Here is a 19,628-nt window from a genome sequence, read left to right as displayed (position 1 = left end):
CCCTGGCAAGAATCCCGTGAGGACCCGCAAATGGCCGCACCGCTCGATCCCGTCATCGCCCAGATCATTCCGCTGCTGCCGATGCGCGATCCCGCCACGATGACGCCACAGAGCGCCCGCGATTCCTTGCGCGCACTGGCTGCCGCGCGCGCGGCCGTACCGCCGCCGCCGGTCGAGACCGTGCAGGATATCAAAGTCAAAGGCGGCGCCGGCCCGCTCGATGCACGCGTGTACCGGATCGGCACCGATCCCGCGCCGACCGTGGTGTTTTTTCACGGCGGCGGCTGGGTCGCGGGCGACATCGAGACCCATGACCGGCAGGCACGCAACCTTGCGATCGAGACCGGCGCGGTCGTCGTCTCCGTCGACTATCGTCGCCCGCCGGAGACGCGCTTTCCCGGCGCCTTCGAGGATGCCTTCGCCGCGGTGAGTGACATCTTCAACCGCGTCGCGGAATTTGGCGGCGTCGCAAAACGCTTCGGCGTTGCCGGCGACAGCGCCGGCGGCAATCTCGCAGCCGCCACCGCAATCGCCTGCCGCGACGCCGGCATCAAGCTCGCCGCGCAGCTCCTGGTCTATCCCGTGACCGACGTCCTCGGCACTTACGCCGATGCGCGCGAGAACGCGCGCTATCCCTCGCGCGCGGAGAATGCCGACGGCTATTTCCTCACGCGCGCCACGATGGAATGGTTTTGCGGCCATTATCTCGCCGAACCCGGCCATGCCAAGGACTGGCGGGTCTCACCGCTGCGCGCTGCATCCCTTGCAGGTGTCGCACCCGCGGTCGTGACCACCGCCTGGTTCGATCCGTTGCGCGACGAGGGCGCGGCCTACGCGCGGGCGCTCGAAGCCGCCGGCGTACGGGTCAGGCATCATGAGGGTCCCGGCCTGATCCACGGCTATTTCGGCCTGGGCGACGCCTCGGACGTCGCCAGGGCCGAGGCGCAGCGCGCGCGGGCCGACTTCAAGGCGCTGCTCGTGCGGGGCGTGTGATCACGTTGCGATCAGGCCCGACCGACTTGCCAGCTCATCTCGTCCGTCTCTTCATCGGCCTCGTCGCCTCGCTGGTGCCGGTCGCGGCCGTCTCCGCCGCACCGCAGACGGTCTATTTTCGCAGCGCCGACAACCGCACCGCGCTCGTCGGCTACCTGTTCCAGCCAACGACGCCGGGCCCCTGGCCTGCCGTCGTCATGCTGCATGGCCGCGGCGGCCCCTACTCCAGCAACAACAATTCCGGCTGCACGTCCGTCGGCGCCGGTACCGCTTCGCCCTGCGACGCCACCACCTTGTCCAAGCGCCACAGGATGTGGGGCGAATATTGGTCTGCACACGGTTACCTTGCCTTGCTCCCGGACAGTTTCGGCCCACGCGGCAAGGCGCACGGCTTCGGCCGCTTCACCCACGACGATCCCGACCGTGCCGACGTCAACGAACTGACCGTGCGCCCGCTCGATGCCGAGGGGGCGCTCGCTTATCTGCGCGGGCGCAGCGACGTGATCGGCAGGCAGGTCTTCCTCCAGGGCTGGTCCAATGGCGGCAGCACCGCACTGAACGTGATGATCCGGCAGGGCGACAAGACAGCCGGTTATCGCGGCGCGCTCGTGTTCTATCCGGGCTGCGGACGGAAGGCACTGGTCGCGCCGACCATCTCCAGCGCCGCTCCAATCGCGATGTTTCTCGGCGCCGACGACGAAGAGGTCTCGCCGCAGACCTGCCAGCAATTCGCCGACCGCTCGCGGCAGGCCGGAAGCCCGATCGACGTCACGGCCTATCGCGGGGCAACCCACGGTTTCGACGAGCCCTCGTCCCGGCGGCAGTCGACGCCCGGGAATCAGGCGGCGATGAACGACGCGCGCGTCAAGGCCGTTGCCACCCTCGACCGCTGGAAAAAATGAACCGCGCGAAGACGCGTCGGCGCCGATCCTGCTTGATTGCGCCACGATTCCCGGCTCCAATCCCCTCGCCATTTCTGGTTTAGGGAGACACCCATGATGAAGCGGATTTTCCTGGCTGCGATCGTCGCGACCTTTGCAGCGGGATCGGCCTTCGCGCAAGAAACCTGCGAGAGCAAGGCGGTCGGCAAGGACGGCAAGCCGCTCGCAGGCGCAGCCAAGACCTCGTTCCTGAAGAAGTGCAAGGCCGACGCCTGCACGCCCAAGGCCGTCAGCGCCGACGGCAAGCCGCTGGCCGGCGCCGCCAAGAACAGCTTCATGAAGAAGTGCGAGGTCGGCGCGTAAGGCGCTGAGAATTCGCTGCTTCCCTAGCGAACAATCGCTCCACAAACGCCTCATGCCCGGGCTCGTCCCGCCTGCGCGGCCAAAGCCGCTTCGGCGCGGCGAAGGCCCGGGCATCTACGTTTTTCGGTGCATGTGAAAGTTCGTGGATGGCCGGGACAAGCCCGGCATGACGGCGAGTATCACTCCCGCTTGACTTGCAACTGGTTCGACCCGGTCGCGAATGCCCCGTCTCGGGCATGAGCATAGCCGGACATCGGCTCAAGATTTCTGCTATATAACCATTCAATTTCCCCGAGCATGGGGGTGCATCTTGAGCAGTGAGCACGTCGAGCGGCGACTGGCGGCTATTCTGGCGGCGGATGTCGCTGGCTCTTGCCGCTTGATAGGGATCGACGAAGAAGGCACGCTGGCGCAACTGAAAGCGCTTAGAAAGAAGCTTTTCGATCCCAAAATCGTTGAGCATCACGGACGTGTCGTCAAGAATACAGGGGACGGCGCCCTCGTTGAGTTCGGGAGCATCGTGGATGCCGTACGCTGCGCCGTCGAAATTCAGTGCGGCATGGCTGAACAGAATATCGATGAGCCGAAGGTCAAGCGGATCGAATTCCGCATCGGCATTCACGTCGGTGACGTCATTTTCGATGACAACGACATCTTCGGCGATGGCGTCAACATTGCTGTCCGCCTTGAGGGCATCGCCGAACCGGGCGGCGTCTGCATGTCCGATGATGCCTATCGGCAGATTCGGGGCAAGGTCGAGATTGCCTGCGATGATATGGGACCGCAGCCCCTCAAAAATATTGCCGAGCCTATGCGGGTCTGGCGGGTTCGGCTGACTGGTCAAATCCCTTCCGTAGTGCAATCAAGTTCGGCTGTGAGCCAACCTCAGGCGCTTCCGCTTCCCGACAAGCCGTCCATCGCCGTGCTGCCGTTCCAGAACATGAGCGGCGATCCGGAGCAGGAATATTTTGCGGACGGGATAGTGGAGGAAATCATCACGGCGCTGTCTCGTTTCAAGGCGCTGTTCGTCATCGCCCGCAACTCGAGCTTCACATACAAGGGGCGCGCAGTCGACGTGAAGGTGGTCGGGCGCGAGCTTGGGGTGCGCTACGTGCTGGAAGGGAGTGTTCGCAAGGCGGCAAATCGAGTACGCATCACGGGACAGCTCGTCGATGCCGCCACTGGGGCACATCTTTGGGCAGACCGGTTTGATGGTGGTCTCGGCGACATCTTCGATCTGCAGGACCAGGTGACCGAGAGCGTTGTCGGGGCGATTGCGCCGGCGGTGGAAAAGGCCGAAATCGAGCGTGCCAAGCGCAAGCCGACCGACAGCCTCGACGCCTATGCCCTCTATTTGCGCGGTTTGGCCAAGTTTTATCAGTTTGCCGGCCGGCAAGCGAACGACGAGGCACTGCGCCTGTTCAACAGCGCGATCGAGCTCGACCCGGATTTTGCGGCCGCCTACGGTCGTGCCGCCTCTTGCTACCTCATTGCCAAGACCAATGGCTGGTTTTCAGGCACTCCGAATGAGATTGCCGAAGTAAAGAGGCTCGCTCATCGGGCGGTTGAGTTGGGCAAGGATGACGCGATAGCGCTCGCCACCGGCGGGTATGCATTGGTGTATGTCGTTCGCGATCCCGGGGTAGGCGCCGCCTTAATCGATCGCGCGCTTGTGCTCAATTCCAATTTGGCCGAGGCATGGTTTTCGGGCGGCTGGGTAAAAGTCTTTCTCGGCGAGCCGGACGCGGCGATCGAGCGCTTCGCGCGTGCCATGCGCTTTAGCCCACTTGATGCGCGGGTGAACGGGATGCGAGCGGGGACCGCGCATGCAGATTTCTTCCTGGGCCGCTATGATGAGGCCACATCGTGGGCGGCAATGGCATTGCAGGACAAGCCGGACTATCAACCTGGATTGCGCATCGCCGCCGCGAGCAACGCAATGGCCGGACGGCTGGACGAAGCACATAAGGCAGTGGCTCGGCTGCGGCAACTGAATCCCGCGCTACGTGTTTCCACTCTCAAAGACGTGTGTGGCCCTTATCGGCGTGCCGAAGACCTCTCGCGATACCAGGAAGGATTGCGGCAAGCCGGGCTGCCCGAATGACCATCACGGCCAGGTGCTCGCCCGGTCGCGACGAGTTGATCGAGTGAGTGCGACTTCCGTTCCTGGCCGATCGCGTCATTTCGACGTGCTGCGGAACTTGGTCGCTATCGGGGCATAGCGGACTCTGGCAGGCCGACCGACCGGCAGATTTATGGGTTCACGGCCGCAACCCCGGCGCTTCCTGCCCCGTGCGCGCGACATACTCCGTGTAGCCGCCGCCAAACTGGTGGATGCCTTCGGGCGTCAGCTCCAGCACCCGGTTCGACAGCGTCGCCAGGAAGTGCCGGTCGTGCGAGACGAACAGCATGGTGCCCTCGAAATCCGACAGCGCCGTGATCAGCATCTCCTTGGTGGCGAGGTCGAGATGGTTGGTCGGCTCGTCCAGCACCAGGAAGTTCGGCGGATCGAACAGCATTTTTGCCATCACGAGGCGCGCCTTCTCGCCGCCTGAGAGCACGCGGCAGCGCTTTTCGACGTCGTCGCCGGAGAAGCCGAAGCAGCCGGCGAGCGCGCGCAAGGAGCCCTGCCCCGCGGTCGGAAACGCGTCTTCCAGCGACTGAAACACGGTGCGCTCGCCGTCGAGCAGGTCCATGGCGTGCTGGGCGAAATAGCCCATCTTGACGCTGCCGCCGACTGCCACCGTGCCCTCGTCCGGCTCGCTGGCGCCCGCGACGAGCTTGAGCAGCGTCGACTTGCCGGCGCCGTTGACGCCCATCACGCACCAGCGCTCGCGGCGGCGGATCATGAAATCGAGACCGTCATAGATGCGCTTGCTGCCATAGCCCTTGTGGACGCTCTTGAGCGCCACGACGTCCTCGCCCGAGCGCGGTGCCGGCGGAAAATCGAACGCCACCGTCTGGCGGCGGCGCGGCGGCTCGACCCGCTCGATCTTGTCGAGCTTCTTCACCCGGCTCTGCACCTGGGCTGCATGCGAGGCACGCGCCTTGAATCGCTCGATGAACTTGATCTCCTTGGCGAGCATGGCCTGCTGGCGCTCGAACTGCGCCTGCTGCTGCTTCTCGTTCAGCGCGCGCTGCTGCTCGTAGAATTCGTAATCGCCGGTATAGGTCGTCAGCGAGCCGCTATCGATCTCGATCACCTTGGAGATCACGCGGTTGATGAACTCGCGGTCATGCGAGGTCATCAAGAGCGTGCCCTCATAGTCGTGCAGGAATTTCTCCAGCCAGATCAGGCTTTCCAGATCGAGATGGTTGCTCGGCTCGTCGAGCAGCATGACGTCGGGCCGCATCAAAAGAATACGCGCCAGCGCCACGCGCATCTTCCAGCCGCCGGAGAGTTTTCCGACGTCGCCGTCCATCATCTCCTGGCTGAAGCCGAGACCGGAGAGCGCCTCGCGCGCGCGGCCGTCGAGCGCATAGCCGTCGAGTTCCTCGAAGGCGTGCTGCACCTCGCCATAGCGCGCGATGATCTCGTCCATCTGGTCGGCCTTGTCAGGGTCGGCCATGTCAGCCTCGAGCTGGCGCAACTCGGCCGCGACCTCGCTGACGGGGCCGGCGCCGTTCATCACCTCGGCCACGGCGCTGCGGCCGCTCATCTCGCCGACGTCCTGATTGAAATAACCGATGGTGATGCCGCGATCGGTCGAGACCTGCCCTTCGTCCGGCAGCTCCTCACCGGCGATCATACGGAACAGCGTGGTCTTGCCCGCGCCGTTCGGGCCGACGAGCCCGATCTTCTCGCCCTTGTTGAGGGCGGCGGAGGCTTCGATGAACAGGATCTGGTGGCCGGCTTGCTTGCTGACGTTGTCGAGGCGGATCATGAGGTCATTTTGGGGGAATTTTTGCGTTGCAGCGTCATAGGCCATGCCGGTCCCAAGGGGAAGCCCGGCCGGGCCCGGATTCCGCCTCGCCGGTCACGCCAGCTTGCTGGAATTCGTCCCGAAACGGCGCTTCGTGCCCGCTGACAGCCAGTTCGCTGTCCGCGTCCGGCCCGAAGCGCGCCGTCCGAGCCGCAAACCGTGAGGTCCGTTGATGCCCCATCCGCTGGCGACATCATGCGCGGCATTGCGCCCCGCGTGGCTGCCAAGGGGAATACATTTGGCGCGCGCCTACGTCAGATCTCTACCTAACGAAGTCCGTCGCAGGCGGCGGTGGCGCGCGACGCGCCACATTGAATGATTTCACTTCCCACGTAGTCGCGAGACGTCGGCCCGCTTCGGGAGCAGCAAGCCGAGTTCGCGTGCCTTCTTTCTGACTGAAGTGACATGGCGATCAAGCTCACGGGCTATGTCGCCGGCGCAGGTTTTCTGACGCGCGAGAGTCGTCAATCGCTGCGCCTCGTGCCTCGACCATTCGCGCGGTTTTGAAAACATCGCGGACCCTCATTCGTCTGAAGCGATAGAAGGCGCGGTGACCTCCCCATCCGAGATGGGCGATATGAAGTCCCTGTGCAGGCACGTTGGTCTTCGGGCGCCATCGAACAGCACGGTGATGCCAGTGGTGCGACGGCTCACGTCAATGACGATGCCACTCCGGTCGGCAATCTCTGGGCATCGAGCGGCACCAAGCTCGCTCATCCTGAAACGCATACCGACAGCAATTCTGTCGACGTTCTGGTAATTCATTACCGATATCCGGTAAGGGAAATTGACAGGAAAAAAAGCGAAAACTCAAAATCAGCCTAAAACTATATGAGAATTATCATCTATGCAACCAGGGGACGAAAATTGGGCCGCAAACGCGCGCAACAGGCGCGACCTGGTGGCAGCCCACCCGCTGTTGGCCCAGGGACGCCGTTGATCCAGAACACCTTCGATGTCCGCTTTTCAGGGCAGCGGACGTAGTTTCTACGAGTATCCGCCCTACGCCCTTCGCATCAGCTTGAGCGAGGCCGCAAGGCGCAGGCTGCGCTTGCCGGCGAGCGCAATGCCCTCGAGCTCGCTGCTATCGGCCGTGCAGGTTCCCGAGAAGCCGATCCCGACCTCATAGCCGCCGAAGACGGGATTTTCGTCCTTCGCCGGCGTGTGCTCCTGGTTCAGCATCTCGCCCTTCCAGCGGCCATCCGCCGAGGAATAGGAGCCGAGATAATAGAAGAACCCATCGCCGCCGAGGATGCGGCCATCCATCAGCAGCATCACGCCCGACAGCCCGGCATCGATCCCGTCGAGCGCACGGATGTGGATTGAGTACAGCCCGTTGACGATACCGCCGGGGCCGACCGTGCCGCGCGGCGGCAGCGCCTCGTCGTCGAGCGGCGCGAGGTTGGCCCAGAACACGCTGCCCGGCACCGGATCGGCCTTGCCCTCGAACAGGATCGTCGATCCCTCCGTCCGGCCGCGCACCTTGATCGCGGCGACGTCGGTGCCCATCAGCGGCTTGTAATTGGGATCCTCGTTGTGGCGCTCCGTGATGACATTGGCCTCGATCGCGCCGTCCCTGACCTCATAGGTCCCGAGATGCGCGAAGGCGGAATTGCCGCCCAGCATCTTGCCATTGTGCATGCACATGATGCTGCGGCCGAAGGCGCCGTTGATGCCGTATTCAACCTTGTAGAGCCCGTTGAGCAACGCCTTGAACCCGCAAAATCGGAAAAGAATCGCAGGCTACCTAGCACTGCCGCCGCATCGGTTCCATCCGGCTTTTTCGCGCAAGGGCCGCTCGCCGGACCTTTCGCTGCATGATGCCACCATGCCCCTGTTTTGCCCGACGGGTCAAACGAATTTCGCTAAATCCGCAATCAATGATTTCGTTGTGATTTCAGCGCCGCGGCTACTGTGCATGGGGTTGTTTTTCGACTTTTTTGTCTTGCGTGGTCACGGCCCTCTCGCCACGCGCTAGTGACGCTTGAAATACTGCACCTCGCGCTCGTGCTTCTCGGCCGCAGCCCGGCTCTTGAAGGTGCCGAGGTTGCGACGCTTGCCGGTCTTCGGATTCACCTTGCGTGAGTAAAGGCGATACTCGCCGGATGCCAGTTTGCGGATCATGATCGGGCCTCCCGCTTGTTGTCATCTCAACAGCGCTTGCCGGAGCTGGTTCCTTCCCTTCGACAGCGCCTTCGAACCCGTCGGCACGAGCGCGCGACAAAGCGGCATGGATCAGACGGAGCCATCAGCTGACGCGCAGATCGCTGCCATCATCGCCAGCGCGGCGAAGCAACCGCTGCTCGATGCCGCGTTCGAACTCTGGCGCTGGCGTTACCGGCTGGATTCGATCGAAGGGCGCCCGACCGCCGAAGAGGTTCGCATCAATCGCACCCTCACGCCGGAGCAGATCAGCGCGAAATACCGCTGGGATCGCGACCATGCCCATGAAGGGCCGATGTTCGGCTACCTGAAGCGCGCCCATCCGCGCGCCGATGACGCCGCGATCAAGCAGGCCATCATCACCGCGGTCAAATTCGAGGACGCGACCTTCACCCATTTCAGCTGGGATGGGGATTTCTGGACCTGCGTCGTGCGCGCCGTGGCGCGGGCGGCGGCGCAGTATCCTGATTTTCTCGAGACGACCTATCGCGACGCCCGCAACAACGTCGCCTACTACTACAAGTGAGCTACAGCATGATCCGGAAAAGCGGGCAGCGGTTTTCCGAAAAGATCATGCTCAAACAATAATTCTAAAGCGCGATCTCATCGCGCTTTAGAAGCACAGTGTGGTGACGAGCTTGCCCTGCTTGTCCTTGATCGCGTAGGGGCAGCGCAGCCGCTCCAGCGCCTTCTTGGCGTCTTCGTCGCCAAGCGCTGCGGCGCGCTCGTAATAGGCTTTCGCGGCATCCTTGTCCTTCGCGCCGCCGCGGCCTTCCTGTGCGAAGGCGCCCATCCGCTCCAGCGCGCCGGGATGGTTTTGCGCGGCCGCCTTCTCGAACAGCGCGCGCGCCGCGACGTCGTCCTGCGCGCCGCCCGTGCCTTCGGAGAGCATCAGGCCGAGCTGGTACTGCGCCTCCGCGTTGGTCTCGGCGGCCTTGCCCAGCAGCGCGCGCGCCTGCGCGGGATCGGCGGGCGCGCCACCGCCGGCGCCGCCGAGCGCGGCAAGATTGCTGACGCCGCGGGGATTGCCGGCCTGCGCCGCCTTCTCGAACAATTTGCGCGCCTGCGCTTCGTCCTTGGCAACGCCGGCGCCGGTGCCGTAGAGCACGCCGAGCTCGACCATGGCCGCGCTCGATCCCTTGTCGGCAGCCTTCCGCCAGGCAGCGATCGCCTCCGCCGTCTGCCGGTTGGCGGCATAGGCACGGCCGAGCGCGAACATCGCACGCCGCGAAGATGGCGCGGCCTGCTTGCAGAACTTGATGGCGGTCGCGACGTCGGAGGCCGCGACCTCCGCGGCGCCCTTCACGTCAGCCGGCTTGTCGGGATCGCTGGGATCGGCCGCAACCCGGTCGCACAGGACGAGGTCGGCCGACTGAGCATGCGCCGCGAGGGGCGCGGCAAGCGCAAGGAGAATGGCAAGAAGATAGGTCCGCATGGACACCACGTTGCGTCCCAGCTCCGGCAAATTCAAGGCTCGAGTCCCGATTGACGCAGAACGGGCACGACCTCCGGCGATGCGAGGTAGCGCAGCAACCGGTCCGCGGCTTCGGCATGTTTCGCGCTCGCCATGCGGCCGGCGGAGAACACGGCCGGTGTCTGCAAATCGTGCGGGACCGGCCCGATCACTTCGATGCCGTCGACCTGTTTCAGCTCGCTGATCTGCTGCACGGCCAGATCCGCCTCGCCGCTGACGAGCCGCTGGGCGGTAAAGCCCTGTTCGACGATGGTGGCCTTGGCGTTGATCTCGGCGGCGATCCCCATCCGCACGATCAGCTGGGCGAAGTACACGCCGCTCGCGCCCAGCCGCGAATAGGCGACGGACCGCGCCGCAAGCAGCGTCTTGCGCAGCGCAGCTTCGGTCGCAATGTCGGGATGCGCCTGCCCTGCCCGTACGGCAATGCCGACGAAGGAGCGCGCGAGATCGGCTGCGTTCTCGGCGATCACACGGCCCTCGCCGATCACCTCATCGAGCCCCTCGCGCGTGAGGATGACGAGATCGGCGGCCTCGCCGTCGCGCAGCCGCTTGAGCAGCGCCAGGGTCGGCGCGAAGTCGGCATCGATGTGGATGCCGCTGGCGGTCTCGAAGGCGGACGACAGGCTGCGCATCGCGCCCATCAGGCCGAGCGTCGAAAGCATGCGGATGGACTTTTCCATGTGTATTCCCGGATGAGTTCAGGCGCGGTGCATCAGCTTGAGCGCGGCGGTCAGGCGCAGGCTGCGCTTGCCGGCAAGCGCCGTTGCCTCCAGCACCGCCTGCTCCGCGTCGTAGCTGCCGGAGAAGCCGATGCCGACCTCGTGGCCGCCGAAGATCGGATCGTCCTTGGCCGGCGTGTGCTCCTGATTGAGGATCTGGCCCTTCCAGCGGCCGTTCGTGGCGGTGTAGCTGCCGAGATAGTAGAACGAGGCATCGCCGCCGAGAATGCGGCCCTGGTTGAGCAGCATCACGCCGGTGAGGCCGCCATCGACGCCGTCGAGCATGCGCAGGTGGATCGAATAGAGGCCATCGCCGATACCGCCCTCGCCGACGCCGCCGGCGATCGGCACCTCGTCCTCGGTGATCGGCGTCATCACCGACTGAAAGGGAACGCCCGGCAGCTCCTTCAGCTCGCCCTTGAAACGATAGAGATCGCCGTCGGCCCAGCCTTTCGCCAGCAAGGTCGCATCATCGGTGCCGGCCATGGCGCGGTAGTTCGGATCGGGGTTGTGGCGGACGGTCTTGATGACGATGTCGACGCCGTCGTCGGTCTTCTCGTAGGTGCCGATATGGGCGAAGGCCGAATTGCCGCCGAGCATCTTGCCATTGCCGGCATGCATCACGCTCCGGCCAACGGCGTCGCCGAGCTGAAACCGCACCTTGTAGAAACCCTCAAACACCAGCCGTCCCCGGCCCTGCGCGCATCCAGTAACACTCTATCCCGCTTTCGATGGCGATGGACAAGTTTCACACCGCCGGGGTCGACAGGCCACAGGAACGCCCGTCATCAAAATGCAAAAAATCCGCCGGAGCCTTTCAGCTCCGGCGGATCGAAAGCCAACCCGGGCAAGCCCCCCAGCCCGGGCCGGGAGGATCTTAGGCGACCGCCTTCTTCTCTGCCGGCACGGACGCGATCGTCTTCAGGATCTGCGAAGCGATCTGGTATGGGTCGCCCTGCGAGTTCGGGCGACGGTCTTCCAGATAGCCCTTGTAGCCGTTGTTGACGAAGGAGTGCGGCACGCGGATCGAAGCGCCGCGGTCGGCCACGCCGTAGCTGAACTTGTTCCACGGCGCGGTCTCGTGCTTGCCGGTCAGACGCTTGTCGTTGTCCGGGCCGTAGACGGCGATGTGGTCCATCAGGTTCTTGTCGAACGCGGCCATCAGGGCCTCGAAGTACTCCTTGCCGCCGACCGTGCGCATGTACTCGGTCGAGAAGTTGGCGTGCATGCCGGAGCCGTTCCAGTCGGTGTCGCCGAGCGGCTTGCAGTGGAACTCGATGTCGATGCCGTACTTCTCGGTCAGGCGCAGCATCAGGTAGCGGGCCATCCACATTTCGTCAGCGGCCTTCTTGGAGCCCTTGCCGAAGATCTGGAATTCCCACTGGCCCTTCGCGACTTCCGCGTTGATGCCTTCATGGTTGATGCCGGCCGCGAGGCAGAGGTCGAGATGCTCTTCGACGATCTTGCGGGCGACGTCGCCGACGTTCGAGAAGCCGACGCCGGTGTAGTACGGGCCCTGCGGCGCCGGATAACCCGAAGCCGGGAAGCCGAGCGGACGACCGTCCTTGTAGAAGAAGTATTCCTGCTCGAAGCCGAACCAGGCGCCCGCATCGTCGAGGATGGTGGCGCGCTTGTTGGAGGCATGCGGGGTCTTGCCATCGGGCATCATGACTTCGCACATCACGAGCACGCCGTTGGTGCGGGCAGCGTCCGGGAAGACGGCGACCGGCTTCAGCACGCAATCGGAGCTGTGGCCCTCGGCCTGCTGGGTGGAGGAGCCATCGAAGCCCCAGAGCGGAAGCTGCTCGAGCGTCGGGAACGACGCGAATTCCTTGATCTGAGTTTTGCCGCGCAAGTTCGGAGTCGGCGTATATCCGTCGAGCCAGATGTACTCGAGCTTGTACTTGGTCATTGAGCCTCTCTGTAGATGATGCGAAAGGTTGGGGGCCCTGGGGCCCCCGCACGTTTGTACCCGGCCACCATCGGCCGACCGCTTACAAGCATTTTACGTGCCAAAAGGCCGCACTACGGAAGGTTTTCCCCTGCCGCCGGGCTCTCCGCGCCGCCGGCTGGGCGTCCACAACGGCGTGCGTCATAGCGGCGCACCTTTGCGTGAAGCTGCACCGCAAAAATCCCGCGGAAAACGCCTGATTCTGGAGCAGCCCGACCTGCGCCGGAGGTTGCCGATGAAACGCGCATCAACGTCCGGCAATATTCGCAAAGTCTTCGCCCCGTCGCCAGCAACCTTCGCAATGGCCCAAGCGTTAGTCACCAAGCTGGTGCCTTGGAGGATGCAGAAAGCACGCTGCCTAGAAAATGGGCTGAAACTGATTTCCTTTTCAGCACTTTGCATTTCGGGGCGCGCGGCCGATATGGGGATTCCAGTAACCACAATCGAACGAGTCGGGCGCACCATGGAGGCCAAGCGCTTCGACCCGAGGAGATACCGCAATGATGAACAATGGTCTGAGTGAGGGATCTGCAAAGATCTACCAATTCCCCGCCGGGGGCCGCGCGGCTCTCGGAGGACGCCGCTACGGTGAGGCCCGCCTTCCTGCCGACCGTCTCTCGCTTCCCGCCAACGAGACGATTTGCAGCGGAAGCTGGTACCATCAGGAGGCCGTCGACGAAGACAAGCCGAAATGGGATCGCTAATGCCTGCGTTTGGTTCAATCCCGCGACGCTCCCTGGAGCGACCGGCAGCAGTTTGAAGAGGGTCGAAACAACGAGGTTTCGACCCTTTTTGATTCTTGATCGCCTCGCGGCTAGAGCCCGGGCTTTTCGACCACCGCGCAGGCCGTGACCGGCCGCTTCAGATGCTTGACGGTGGTCGCTCCCGACTTGCCGATCCTCAGCGTGACCCCCGCCCCCGAATAGCGCGCGCCCGAGACCGTCAGCCGCTTGGCGAGCGTGACGGGTTCGCCGTCGATCTGGAGGAAGGCGCGCTTGTCGGCGTCATAAAACCCGACGATGAACTGCGTACCATCGGCGCAGCGGTAGGTCTGGAACGTCTGTGCACCGGCCGGCCGCATGCCGAAGATTCCGCCCGCCAGCATGGTGATCGCCAAAACAATGGCCTTGTGCCGGTTCATGATCGCCCCCTGTAATGATCCGCCGGCAACATAACAAAAGCAAATCCGATGTCCGACTCCCCTACCCGTCACCTCGCCTTGCAAGGCGCCAGCAATTTCCGCGATCTCGGTGGCTATCCGACCACCGACGACCGCACCACGCGCTGGCGGCATATCTTCCGCTCCAACCATCTCGGTCAGCTCACCGCCGATGACATCGAAATCGTCCGCGCGCTCGGCGTCAGAAGCGCGTTCGATTTTCGCGGGCTGGAGGAGCGCGCCGCCGGTGTCTGCGTCGTGAACGAGATCACCGTGCACTCGCTGCCGATCGAGCCGACGGTTGTTGCCGCCCTGCGCGCCGAACTCGCCCGGGGCACGTTGACCGCGCCGGTCGCACTGGAGCTCATGCGCGAGTCCTACCGCAACTATGTCCGCCACAACACGCACAGCTTTCGCGCACTGTTCGGCCATCTGCTGGAAGACCGCGCCCCGCTCGTGATCCACTGCACCGCCGGCAAGGACCGCACCGGCTTTGCCAGCGCGCTGATCCTGCATGCGCTCGGCGTTTCCGATGACGTCATTGCCGAGGACTACCTGTTGACCAACCAGTTTTACCGGCGCGACGCCACGGCTGCCATCGACCTGCCCGAGGACGTGCGCAATGCCATCGGCAGCGTCGAGGCCTCCTACCTTACCGCTGCGTTCGAAGCCGTCGGCAAGGAATACGGCGATCTCGAAACCTATTTGCGCGATGGGCTCAAGATTGGCCCACCGGAGCGGGAGGCGCTGCGGGCGCGTTATCTGCAGTCGTAATCAAGCACCCGCATTTTTGCGTGGCTCCGGCGGCCTTGAGGATCGCCGAACGAAGGGCACGGGCGACATGCATTGTGCTCCAGTCGCTCTGGTGCAACAGCAGCCCATCGTCCGGGGCAACGAGCTGCTCGAACGACGCCTTGTTGTACACGTGCCAGTGCCGCATCAGCGCCCAGCGCTGGAACAGGTTAACCTCGGCGTCTTGCGCAGCGGTTCGGATCGCTGAAACCATCTTTTCGGCCAGCTCGACGTTGTCGTCGAACAGCATGGCCGTCGTGTATTGCGGATCGATCAGCACGACATCGATGGTCGGATGATCGTGCAGGAGTTTCAATCCCTCTGCGATTTTGCCGACCACCTCATCGAAGTTGAAATCTTTCTGGCGGAAAACGGCGTTGGTTCCAACTTGCCAAAGTACCAGCGATGGATTGTCAGCAAAGATGTCGTCGTTGAACCGAGGCACTTCCAGGTTCGCTTCTTCGCCGCCCTTGCCCCGGTTGAATACGTCGATCCGGATGTTCGGACGCTGATCGTGATCCTTGAAGTGTCTTCTCAAGTACAGTTCGAGCCGTGCGGGATAGGCAACGACATTGTCGAGTCCGGCCGTCGAAGACGATCCCATCGCCACGATGCGTACGGGCCCCGTTCCGGCCAACGCGGTTCGGAAGTTGTCGAGCGGATGTTTGAAATCAACGATCGAAGCGGGAAATTCGAGGGTTGGAAAATTGTCAGGCATGAAACAACCTCCTCGACGATCTAAAGTTGCATTTGTACCCCAGCTTGGAAGCCGTCGCCATTGCAAGTCCAATTCGAGCGGAGCAATAGTCCCAGCGAAGTGGAACGACGGAGAGCATCGTGCAGGGAAAAGTCATTGTCGTGACCGGCGCGCTCGGCGCTCTCGGCAAAGTGGTTGCGGAGGTCGCGCAGTCTCGCGGCGCACGGATCGCCGGCATCGATTACGCGCCCTCGCAAATGCCAGCGTCGCCCGAGCGCATCGAGATCGGCGGCGTCGATCTTTCCGACGCGGCGCAGGCGAAGGCGGCGATCGAGGCTGCGGCAAAACATTTCGGCAGGCTTGATGCCCTGATCAACATCGCCGGCGGCTTTGCCTTCGAGACCGTCGGCGACGGCGACATCACGACGTGGCAGCGCATGTATGCGCTCAACGTGCTGACCGCGCTCAACGCCTCGCGCGCGGCGCTGCCGCATCTCGCCGCGTCCAGCGCCGGCCGCATCGTCAACATCGGCGCCATGGGCGCGCTCCAGGCCGGCAATGGCATGGGACCCTATGCGGCGTCGAAAGCCGGCGTGCATCGCCTCACCGAGGCGCTGGCCGGCGAGTGGAAGGGCAAGGTGACGGTGAACGCGGTGCTGCCGTCGATCATCGACACCAAGGCCAACCGCGCCGACATGCCGAAAGCTGACTTCGCCAAATGGGTGACGCCGCAGGAGCTTGCTGAAGTCATCCTGTTCCTCGCCGGCCATGCCGCGAGCGGCATCACCGGCGCGCTGATCCCGGTCAGCGGGCGGGTGTGATCAATCCGGCACCAAGAGCCGCAGATCGCCCTTGAAGCGGATGCTCTGCTTGCCGGCGGACCATCTGTTCCCGATCAAATGGCGGAGAGCCCCGAGTCCGATCCGGGCTAGACTGGCTGGAATTGATTCTCCGATCGGAACACCTGTGGAAACCGCGCTCTACCTGCCCGTCAAACGTTTCCTCGAAGAGCTCGGCTTCACGGTCAAGGGCGAGATCGGCGGCTGCGATCTCGTGGGCCTCAGCGCCGGCGACCCGCCGGTGGTGGTGATCGGCGAGCTCAAGCTCGCCTTCAATCTCGAGCTGATCCTCCAGGCGGTCGACCGCGCGCCGGCGGGCGACGAGGTCTGGATTGCCGCCAAGATGTCGATCCGTGGCAAGGGGCGCGAGAGCGACGCGCGCTATCGCAATCTCTGTCGCCGCCTCGGCTTCGGTATGCTGGGGGTCACCGACCGCGGGCAGGTCGAGGTGCTGGTGAAGCCGCCGACCGCGGCGCCGCGACGCGAGCCGAAAAAGCGTTCGCGGCTCGTTGCCGAGCATCAGCGTCGCCAGGGCGATCCGGTGCTCGGCGGCAGCACCCGCGCGCCGATCATGACGGCCTACCGGCAGCAGGCGCTGGCCTGCGCCTCCGCGCTCGCCGAGGGGCCGCGGCGCGTGCGCGAATTGCGCGAACGGTGTCCCGATGCCGGCAAGATCTTGCTTAACAATGTGTATGGCTGGTTCGAACGCACGGAGCGGGGAATCTACGGGCTCACCGAGGCCGGCCATGCAGCGCTGAAGCGCTGGCCCCAGCAACGGATCGAGGTGAACGCAGGTGCTCCGTCACCGGCATGACACAGGATCGATGCAAGTCGTGAATAGCTGAGATGCCACACCAAATTCATATTGCAATGCAACATAGGCGGCACTAGGTATCCCGGATCGAAACGAGGCCCCCATGAGCGCAGACTGGAATACCAAGTACGGCACGCGGCGCGTGCGTCACGATCCGCCCACCCTGGACGAGGCGATCTTCGCCGCCGTCGGCATCACCGACGACCAGGAGCAGCAGGCCGAGATCGCCGCAGCTCTGATGGGGATGCCGCTCGATGTCGTGCAGGCCGAGGTGAAGAAACTGGCCCGCACCAACAGCCGCATCACCGCCACGCGCGTGATCGCCGGCGAACAAGGCGCACAGCGCTCCGTCGTGGTCGAACGCCGCGTCGTCCGCCGCTTCGGCACCGGCACACGCACCGGCACCTGAGCGCCTCGCCCACGACCCCCAATACAAAAGCGGACCGGTTTTGCCGGTCCGCTTTTTGATTCAGGCGGCGCGATTGCCGTACATGCTGGAGATGATCTTCCAGCAGGTCGAGTTGAAGCTGAGAAGCGCGCGCCCGGCCGTGAACGGCGCGGCTGCGAGTTCGGCCAGCTCGGCTTCCGGCGTCTTGGCCAGATCGATCGTGCCGGTCGATTCGCCGTGGCGGAAGGCGAGATGCGCACCGAACTTCCGGGCAAGCGCCCGCATCGCGTGATTCTCGGCGCCGGTGGTGATGCGCAGGTGCTTGTAGCCCTTCCAGCGCGCTTCCGCGATCAGGCGGCGGAACAGCACGCTGCCGACGCCCTTGCGGCGCGCAGAGGCCTCCACGCTGAACGCGACTTCGGGCAGAGAATCGTGCTCCGGCGGATGCAGCTCGGCCGCACCGCGGACTACGCCGTCGACGATATAGGCGACGATCACGGTGCCGTCCTCGGCACAGCGGGCGGCGTAACGCTCGATGAAGCTGTCGTCGAGAAAACCGTTGAAACGATCATGCCGGCTTTCGGCATCGAGCCTTAGCAGGTGATCGCGCAGCAGCGGCAATTCTTCCTGCTGGATCAGGGTCCGCACATAGCCTGGGGCGGTGCGGACGGTCTCTTCAAGTACCACGTCAAAACTCCTCTTGGTGTCCCTCGAGGAGGCGTTCGAATCCCTAGGACCCCTATGTTGTGCATCGCACCATAATTTTCAAGACGGGAACCTGCCCAAGTTTCGGGCATCGGGAGCGACTATTTCGTTAACAAAATCAAAGCCCCGTAATCATACGAGGACCAGCTGCGTCTGGGTCACCACGGCCACCAGCTTGCCGTCCTCGGTTTCGAGCCGGGTGGTCCAGACCTGGGTGCGTCGGCCTCGGTGAACCGGGGTCGCGGTGGCGATGATCGTGGTTCCCTCCCTGGCGCCGCCGATGAAATTGGTCTTGCTCTCGAGCGTCGTCGTGCCCTTGGCGTCCTCGGGCAGGTTGATCACGGTCGCCGCCGCGCCGACGGAATCGGCCAGCGCCATCACCGCGCCGCCGTGGATGGTGTGGTGGAGGGTGCAGAGATCGGGCCTGACGGTCATCCGTGCCACCACGCGGTCCTTCTCTGCCTCGACGAACTCGACGCCCTTGAGCTCGGCGAACGGCATCTTCATCGCTTTAAGTTTCTCGAGCGGCGTCATCGGATATCCTCCCAATTCGTTGTTGTCTCAGCGTGAATTGCTTCGCGCGGCAAAGCAATGACGTCCGAGGTAATGGCCATGCTGACATCGACGCCCGCATTTGTGCATATGCTGCTCCCATGCGTCACTTCCCTCCCCGCCGCATCGTCTGCCTGACCGAAGAGACGGTCGAAACGCTCTATCTGCTCGGCGAGCAGGACCGCATCGTCGGCGTCTCCGGCTACGCCGTGCGCCCGCCTCAGGTGCGGCGCGAGAAGCCACGGGTGTCGGCCTTCGTCTCCGCAGACATTCCAAAGATCCTGGCGCTGGAACCGGACCTCGTGCTCGCCTTCTCCGATCTCCAGGCCGGTATCGTGGCCGATCTCGTGCGGGCCGGCGTCGATGTCCACGTCTTCAACCAGCGCGACGTTGCGGGAATCCTGGCGATGATCCGGACTCTCGGTGCTCTGGTCGGCGCCGCCAAGCGCGCCGAGGAACTCGCCCAAGGATTCGAACGGCGTCTCGCCGCGATCGCCGCAACGTCCCGCCCCTTGCCGCAGCCAAAGGTCTATTTCGAGGAGTGGGACGATCCGCTGATATCAGGCATCGGCTGGGTGTCCGAGCTGATCGAGATCGCCGGGGCTGAGGATGTCTTTCCAGAGCTGCGGCATCGGCAGGCGGCGAAGGATCGTATCGTCTCGGCGGACGACGTGCGTAAGGCAGCCCCCGACGTGATCCTCGCATCATGGTGCGGCAAGAAAGTCGTGCCTGCCCGCATCCGCGCGCGCGAGGGCTGGAGCGAGATTCCGGCCGTGCGCGACAACCGCATCGTCGAGATCAAGTCACCGATCATCCTGCAGCCGGGACCTGCGGCGCTGACGGATGGACTGGATGCAATCGTGCAGGCGCTGTGGGGAGAACGCTTCTGATCTTTCTTCCGTCATTGCGAGCGCGGCGAAGCAATCGAGAGCGTCTCCGCGGAGGGACTCTGGATTGCTTCGTCGCAAGGGCTCCTCGCAATTGTCGATGTTCAATAATTCGCTGATTGGATCGGGGTGGCCTTGGTAGCGGCGAAGGCCTTGGGAGTTTGTCCTGCCAAGGCCTGATGGGGTCTGTGGTTGTTGTAGTAGACGAGGTACTCGAACAGTTCTTTGGCGAAGTGGTCGAGATGGTCGAAGGTCGCGCCTTCGATGACGTCCTCATCGAGGGTGCGCCAGAAGCGTTCGACTTTGCCATTGGTCTGCGGCCGATATG

26 protein-coding genes are annotated in these 19,628 nt (G+C 63.9%); 14 read left to right on the top strand and 12 right to left on the bottom strand.

Annotated features, from left to right (window positions below; genetic code table 11):
* Window positions 1-30 precede the first annotated feature (30 nt).
* From A3M7_RS0102510 to A3M7_RS0102495, 4 genes are all read left to right on the top strand, one after another.
* Window positions 31-993: an alpha/beta hydrolase gene (locus tag A3M7_RS0102510; RefSeq protein ID WP_027542503.1), complete on the top strand. Its 963-nt coding sequence runs from the start codon at window positions 31-33 to the stop codon at window positions 991-993.
* Between the two features lie 26 nt (window positions 994-1,019).
* Window positions 1,020-1,895, top strand: coding sequence for a dienelactone hydrolase family protein (locus A3M7_RS0102505; RefSeq protein ID WP_027542502.1), 876 nt, complete (start codon window positions 1,020-1,022; stop codon window positions 1,893-1,895).
* A 93-nt stretch (window positions 1,896-1,988) separates the two neighbouring features.
* Window positions 1,989-2,237 (top strand): hypothetical protein, encoded by a 249-nt coding sequence (locus tag A3M7_RS0102500; RefSeq protein WP_038970146.1) that lies wholly within the window; start codon window positions 1,989-1,991, stop codon window positions 2,235-2,237.
* Between the two features lie 310 nt (window positions 2,238-2,547).
* Window positions 2,548-4,341 (top strand): adenylate/guanylate cyclase domain-containing protein, encoded by a 1,794-nt coding sequence (locus A3M7_RS0102495; RefSeq protein ID WP_245284187.1) that lies wholly within the window; start codon window positions 2,548-2,550, stop codon window positions 4,339-4,341.
* A 157-nt stretch (window positions 4,342-4,498) separates the two neighbouring features.
* On the opposite strand, the gene A3M7_RS0102490 is transcribed toward A3M7_RS0102495, so the two are convergent.
* Window positions 4,499-6,121 carry an ABC-F family ATP-binding cassette domain-containing protein gene (locus A3M7_RS0102490; RefSeq protein ID WP_027542500.1) on the bottom strand — a complete coding sequence of 541 codons (1,623 nt, stop codon included), beginning with the start codon at window positions 6,119-6,121 and terminating at the stop codon, window positions 4,499-4,501.
* A 627-nt stretch (window positions 6,122-6,748) separates the two neighbouring features.
* Between A3M7_RS0102490 and A3M7_RS48220 the strand changes: the two genes are divergently transcribed.
* Window positions 6,749-6,985, top strand: a complete 237-nt coding sequence (locus tag A3M7_RS48220; protein ID WP_156936808.1) for a hypothetical protein — start codon at window positions 6,749-6,751, stop codon at window positions 6,983-6,985.
* A 177-nt stretch (window positions 6,986-7,162) separates the two neighbouring features.
* Here A3M7_RS48220 and A3M7_RS0102480 read toward each other — a convergent pair whose 3' ends face one another.
* Window positions 7,163-7,867 carry a GrlR family regulatory protein gene (locus A3M7_RS0102480; RefSeq protein WP_027542498.1) on the bottom strand — a complete coding sequence of 235 codons (705 nt, stop codon included), beginning with the start codon at window positions 7,865-7,867 and terminating at the stop codon, window positions 7,163-7,165.
* On the opposite strand from A3M7_RS0102480, the gene A3M7_RS48215 reads away from it, so the two are divergent.
* Window positions 7,860-8,138: a hypothetical protein gene (locus tag A3M7_RS48215; protein WP_156936807.1), complete on the top strand. Its 279-nt coding sequence runs from the start codon at window positions 7,860-7,862 to the stop codon at window positions 8,136-8,138. The genes A3M7_RS0102480 and A3M7_RS48215 overlap by 8 nt on opposite strands.
* Here the strand turns inward: A3M7_RS48215 and A3M7_RS46050 are convergent.
* Complete coding sequence (locus tag A3M7_RS46050) at window positions 8,135-8,284, bottom strand: hypothetical protein (RefSeq protein ID WP_007609497.1); 150 nt, start codon at window positions 8,282-8,284, stop codon at window positions 8,135-8,137. The genes A3M7_RS48215 and A3M7_RS46050 overlap by 4 nt on opposite strands.
* Before the next feature lie 106 nt (window positions 8,285-8,390).
* Between A3M7_RS46050 and A3M7_RS0102470 the strand changes: the two genes are divergently transcribed.
* The gene (locus tag A3M7_RS0102470; protein WP_027542497.1) at window positions 8,391-8,849 is read left to right on the top strand and encodes a hypothetical protein; all 459 of its coding nucleotides are present in this window, start codon (window positions 8,391-8,393) and stop codon (window positions 8,847-8,849) included.
* Between the two features lie 87 nt (window positions 8,850-8,936).
* Here the strand turns inward: A3M7_RS0102470 and A3M7_RS0102465 are convergent, their stop codons facing one another.
* The 4 genes from A3M7_RS0102465 to A3M7_RS0102450 form a co-directional block, all read right to left on the bottom strand.
* Window positions 8,937-9,758 carry a tetratricopeptide repeat protein gene (locus A3M7_RS0102465; protein ID WP_027542496.1) on the bottom strand — a complete coding sequence of 274 codons (822 nt, stop codon included), beginning with the start codon at window positions 9,756-9,758 and terminating at the stop codon, window positions 8,937-8,939.
* A gap of 32 nt (window positions 9,759-9,790) precedes the next feature.
* The gene (locus tag A3M7_RS0102460) at window positions 9,791-10,477 is read right to left on the bottom strand and encodes a substrate-binding domain-containing protein (RefSeq protein WP_027542495.1); all 687 of its coding nucleotides are present in this window, start codon (window positions 10,475-10,477) and stop codon (window positions 9,791-9,793) included.
* Between the two features lie 18 nt (window positions 10,478-10,495).
* Window positions 10,496-11,197: a GrlR family regulatory protein gene (locus tag A3M7_RS0102455; RefSeq protein ID WP_027542494.1), complete on the bottom strand. Its 702-nt coding sequence runs from the start codon at window positions 11,195-11,197 to the stop codon at window positions 10,496-10,498.
* Window positions 11,198-11,393: 196 nt separating this feature from the next.
* Window positions 11,394-12,428, bottom strand: coding sequence for a glutamine synthetase beta-grasp domain-containing protein (locus A3M7_RS0102450; protein ID WP_025575433.1), 1,035 nt, complete (start codon window positions 12,426-12,428; stop codon window positions 11,394-11,396).
* A gap of 97 nt (window positions 12,429-12,525) precedes the next feature.
* Between A3M7_RS0102450 and A3M7_RS46045 the strand changes: the two genes are divergently transcribed.
* The gene (locus tag A3M7_RS46045; protein WP_198033684.1) at window positions 12,526-12,990 is read left to right on the top strand and encodes a hypothetical protein; all 465 of its coding nucleotides are present in this window, start codon (window positions 12,526-12,528) and stop codon (window positions 12,988-12,990) included.
* On the top strand, window positions 12,968-13,171 hold the full coding sequence (locus tag A3M7_RS0102445) for a DUF2735 domain-containing protein (RefSeq protein WP_027542493.1): 204 nt from the start codon (window positions 12,968-12,970) through the stop codon (window positions 13,169-13,171). Before A3M7_RS46045 ends, A3M7_RS0102445 begins: the two co-directional genes overlap by 23 nt.
* A 110-nt stretch (window positions 13,172-13,281) precedes the next feature.
* On the opposite strand, the gene A3M7_RS0102440 is transcribed toward A3M7_RS0102445, so the two are convergent.
* Window positions 13,282-13,608 carry an MliC family protein gene (locus A3M7_RS0102440; protein WP_027542492.1) on the bottom strand — a complete coding sequence of 109 codons (327 nt, stop codon included), beginning with the start codon at window positions 13,606-13,608 and terminating at the stop codon, window positions 13,282-13,284.
* 48 nt (window positions 13,609-13,656) lie between these two features.
* On the opposite strand from A3M7_RS0102440, the gene A3M7_RS0102435 reads away from it, so the two are divergent.
* Window positions 13,657-14,400: a tyrosine-protein phosphatase gene (locus tag A3M7_RS0102435; protein ID WP_027542491.1), complete on the top strand. Its 744-nt coding sequence runs from the start codon at window positions 13,657-13,659 to the stop codon at window positions 14,398-14,400.
* On the opposite strand, the gene A3M7_RS43665 is transcribed toward A3M7_RS0102435, so the two are convergent.
* Window positions 14,345-15,136 (bottom strand): SGNH/GDSL hydrolase family protein, encoded by a 792-nt coding sequence (locus A3M7_RS43665; protein ID WP_049823180.1) that lies wholly within the window; start codon window positions 15,134-15,136, stop codon window positions 14,345-14,347. The two genes, A3M7_RS0102435 and A3M7_RS43665, sit on opposite strands and share 56 nt — an antisense overlap.
* A 119-nt stretch (window positions 15,137-15,255) precedes the next feature.
* On the opposite strand from A3M7_RS43665, the gene A3M7_RS0102425 reads away from it, so the two are divergent.
* From A3M7_RS0102425 to A3M7_RS0102415, 3 genes are all read left to right on the top strand, one after another.
* The gene (locus tag A3M7_RS0102425; protein ID WP_027542490.1) at window positions 15,256-15,936 is read left to right on the top strand and encodes an SDR family oxidoreductase; all 681 of its coding nucleotides are present in this window, start codon (window positions 15,256-15,258) and stop codon (window positions 15,934-15,936) included.
* Window positions 15,937-16,081: 145 nt separating this feature from the next.
* On the top strand, window positions 16,082-16,768 hold the full coding sequence (locus tag A3M7_RS0102420; protein WP_027542489.1) for a DUF2161 domain-containing phosphodiesterase: 687 nt from the start codon (window positions 16,082-16,084) through the stop codon (window positions 16,766-16,768).
* A 103-nt stretch (window positions 16,769-16,871) separates the two neighbouring features.
* Window positions 16,872-17,177: a hypothetical protein gene (locus tag A3M7_RS0102415; RefSeq protein WP_027542488.1), complete on the top strand. Its 306-nt coding sequence runs from the start codon at window positions 16,872-16,874 to the stop codon at window positions 17,175-17,177.
* 60 nt (window positions 17,178-17,237) lie between these two features.
* Here A3M7_RS0102415 and A3M7_RS0102410 read toward each other — a convergent pair whose 3' ends face one another.
* Complete coding sequence (locus tag A3M7_RS0102410; RefSeq protein ID WP_027542487.1) at window positions 17,238-17,843, bottom strand: GNAT family N-acetyltransferase; 606 nt, start codon at window positions 17,841-17,843, stop codon at window positions 17,238-17,240.
* 150 nt (window positions 17,844-17,993) lie between these two features.
* The gene (locus A3M7_RS0102405) at window positions 17,994-18,395 is read right to left on the bottom strand and encodes a PaaI family thioesterase (RefSeq protein WP_027542486.1); all 402 of its coding nucleotides are present in this window, start codon (window positions 18,393-18,395) and stop codon (window positions 17,994-17,996) included.
* A 119-nt stretch (window positions 18,396-18,514) separates the two neighbouring features.
* On the opposite strand from A3M7_RS0102405, the gene A3M7_RS0102400 reads away from it, so the two are divergent.
* Window positions 18,515-19,303, top strand: coding sequence for a cobalamin-binding protein (locus tag A3M7_RS0102400; protein WP_027542485.1), 789 nt, complete (start codon window positions 18,515-18,517; stop codon window positions 19,301-19,303).
* 101 nt (window positions 19,304-19,404) lie between these two features.
* On the opposite strand, the gene A3M7_RS43660 is transcribed toward A3M7_RS0102400, so the two are convergent.
* Window positions 19,405-19,628: integrase core domain-containing protein (locus A3M7_RS43660; protein ID WP_156936805.1), on the bottom strand; the 224-nt coding region annotated here is incomplete at its 5' end.

Origin of the sequence: Bradyrhizobium sp. WSM2254, assembly GCF_000472645.1 — a bacterium.
GTDB classification, from domain to species: domain Bacteria; phylum Pseudomonadota; class Alphaproteobacteria; order Rhizobiales; family Xanthobacteraceae; genus Bradyrhizobium; species Bradyrhizobium niftali.
The sequence above is the reverse complement of the archived record's forward strand: the minus strand, read 5'-3'. Positions and strand labels throughout refer to the sequence as shown.

Coding starts and splice junctions, on each gene's coding strand:
- A3M7_RS0102490 (WP_027542500.1), bottom strand. CDS start 6,121: ATGATCCGCCTCGACAACGTCAGCAAGCAAGCCGGCCACCAGATCCTG.
- A3M7_RS0102450 (WP_025575433.1), bottom strand. CDS start 12,428: ATGACCAAGTACAAGCTCGAGTACATCTGGCTCGACGGATATACGCCG.
- A3M7_RS46050 (WP_007609497.1), bottom strand. CDS start 8,284: ATGATCCGCAAACTGGCATCCGGCGAGTATCGCCTTTACTCACGCAAG.
- A3M7_RS0102445 (WP_027542493.1), top strand. CDS start 12,968: ATGATGAACAATGGTCTGAGTGAGGGATCTGCAAAGATCTACCAATTC.
- A3M7_RS0102400 (WP_027542485.1), top strand. CDS start 18,515: ATGCGTCACTTCCCTCCCCGCCGCATCGTCTGCCTGACCGAAGAGACG.
- A3M7_RS43665 (WP_049823180.1), bottom strand. CDS start 15,136: ATGCCTGACAATTTTCCAACCCTCGAATTTCCCGCTTCGATCGTTGAT.
- A3M7_RS0102415 (WP_027542488.1), top strand. CDS start 16,872: ATGAGCGCAGACTGGAATACCAAGTACGGCACGCGGCGCGTGCGTCAC.
- A3M7_RS0102435 (WP_027542491.1), top strand. CDS start 13,657: ATGTCCGACTCCCCTACCCGTCACCTCGCCTTGCAAGGCGCCAGCAAT.
- A3M7_RS0102460 (WP_027542495.1), bottom strand. CDS start 10,477: ATGGAAAAGTCCATCCGCATGCTTTCGACGCTCGGCCTGATGGGCGCG.
- A3M7_RS0102405 (WP_027542486.1), bottom strand. CDS start 18,395: ATGACGCCGCTCGAGAAACTTAAAGCGATGAAGATGCCGTTCGCCGAG.
- A3M7_RS0102500 (WP_038970146.1), top strand. CDS start 1,989: ATGATGAAGCGGATTTTCCTGGCTGCGATCGTCGCGACCTTTGCAGCG.
- A3M7_RS0102440 (WP_027542492.1), bottom strand. CDS start 13,608: ATGAACCGGCACAAGGCCATTGTTTTGGCGATCACCATGCTGGCGGGC.
- A3M7_RS0102510 (WP_027542503.1), top strand. CDS start 31: ATGGCCGCACCGCTCGATCCCGTCATCGCCCAGATCATTCCGCTGCTG.
- A3M7_RS0102465 (WP_027542496.1), bottom strand. CDS start 9,758: ATGCGGACCTATCTTCTTGCCATTCTCCTTGCGCTTGCCGCGCCCCTC.
- A3M7_RS0102470 (WP_027542497.1), top strand. CDS start 8,391: ATGGATCAGACGGAGCCATCAGCTGACGCGCAGATCGCTGCCATCATC.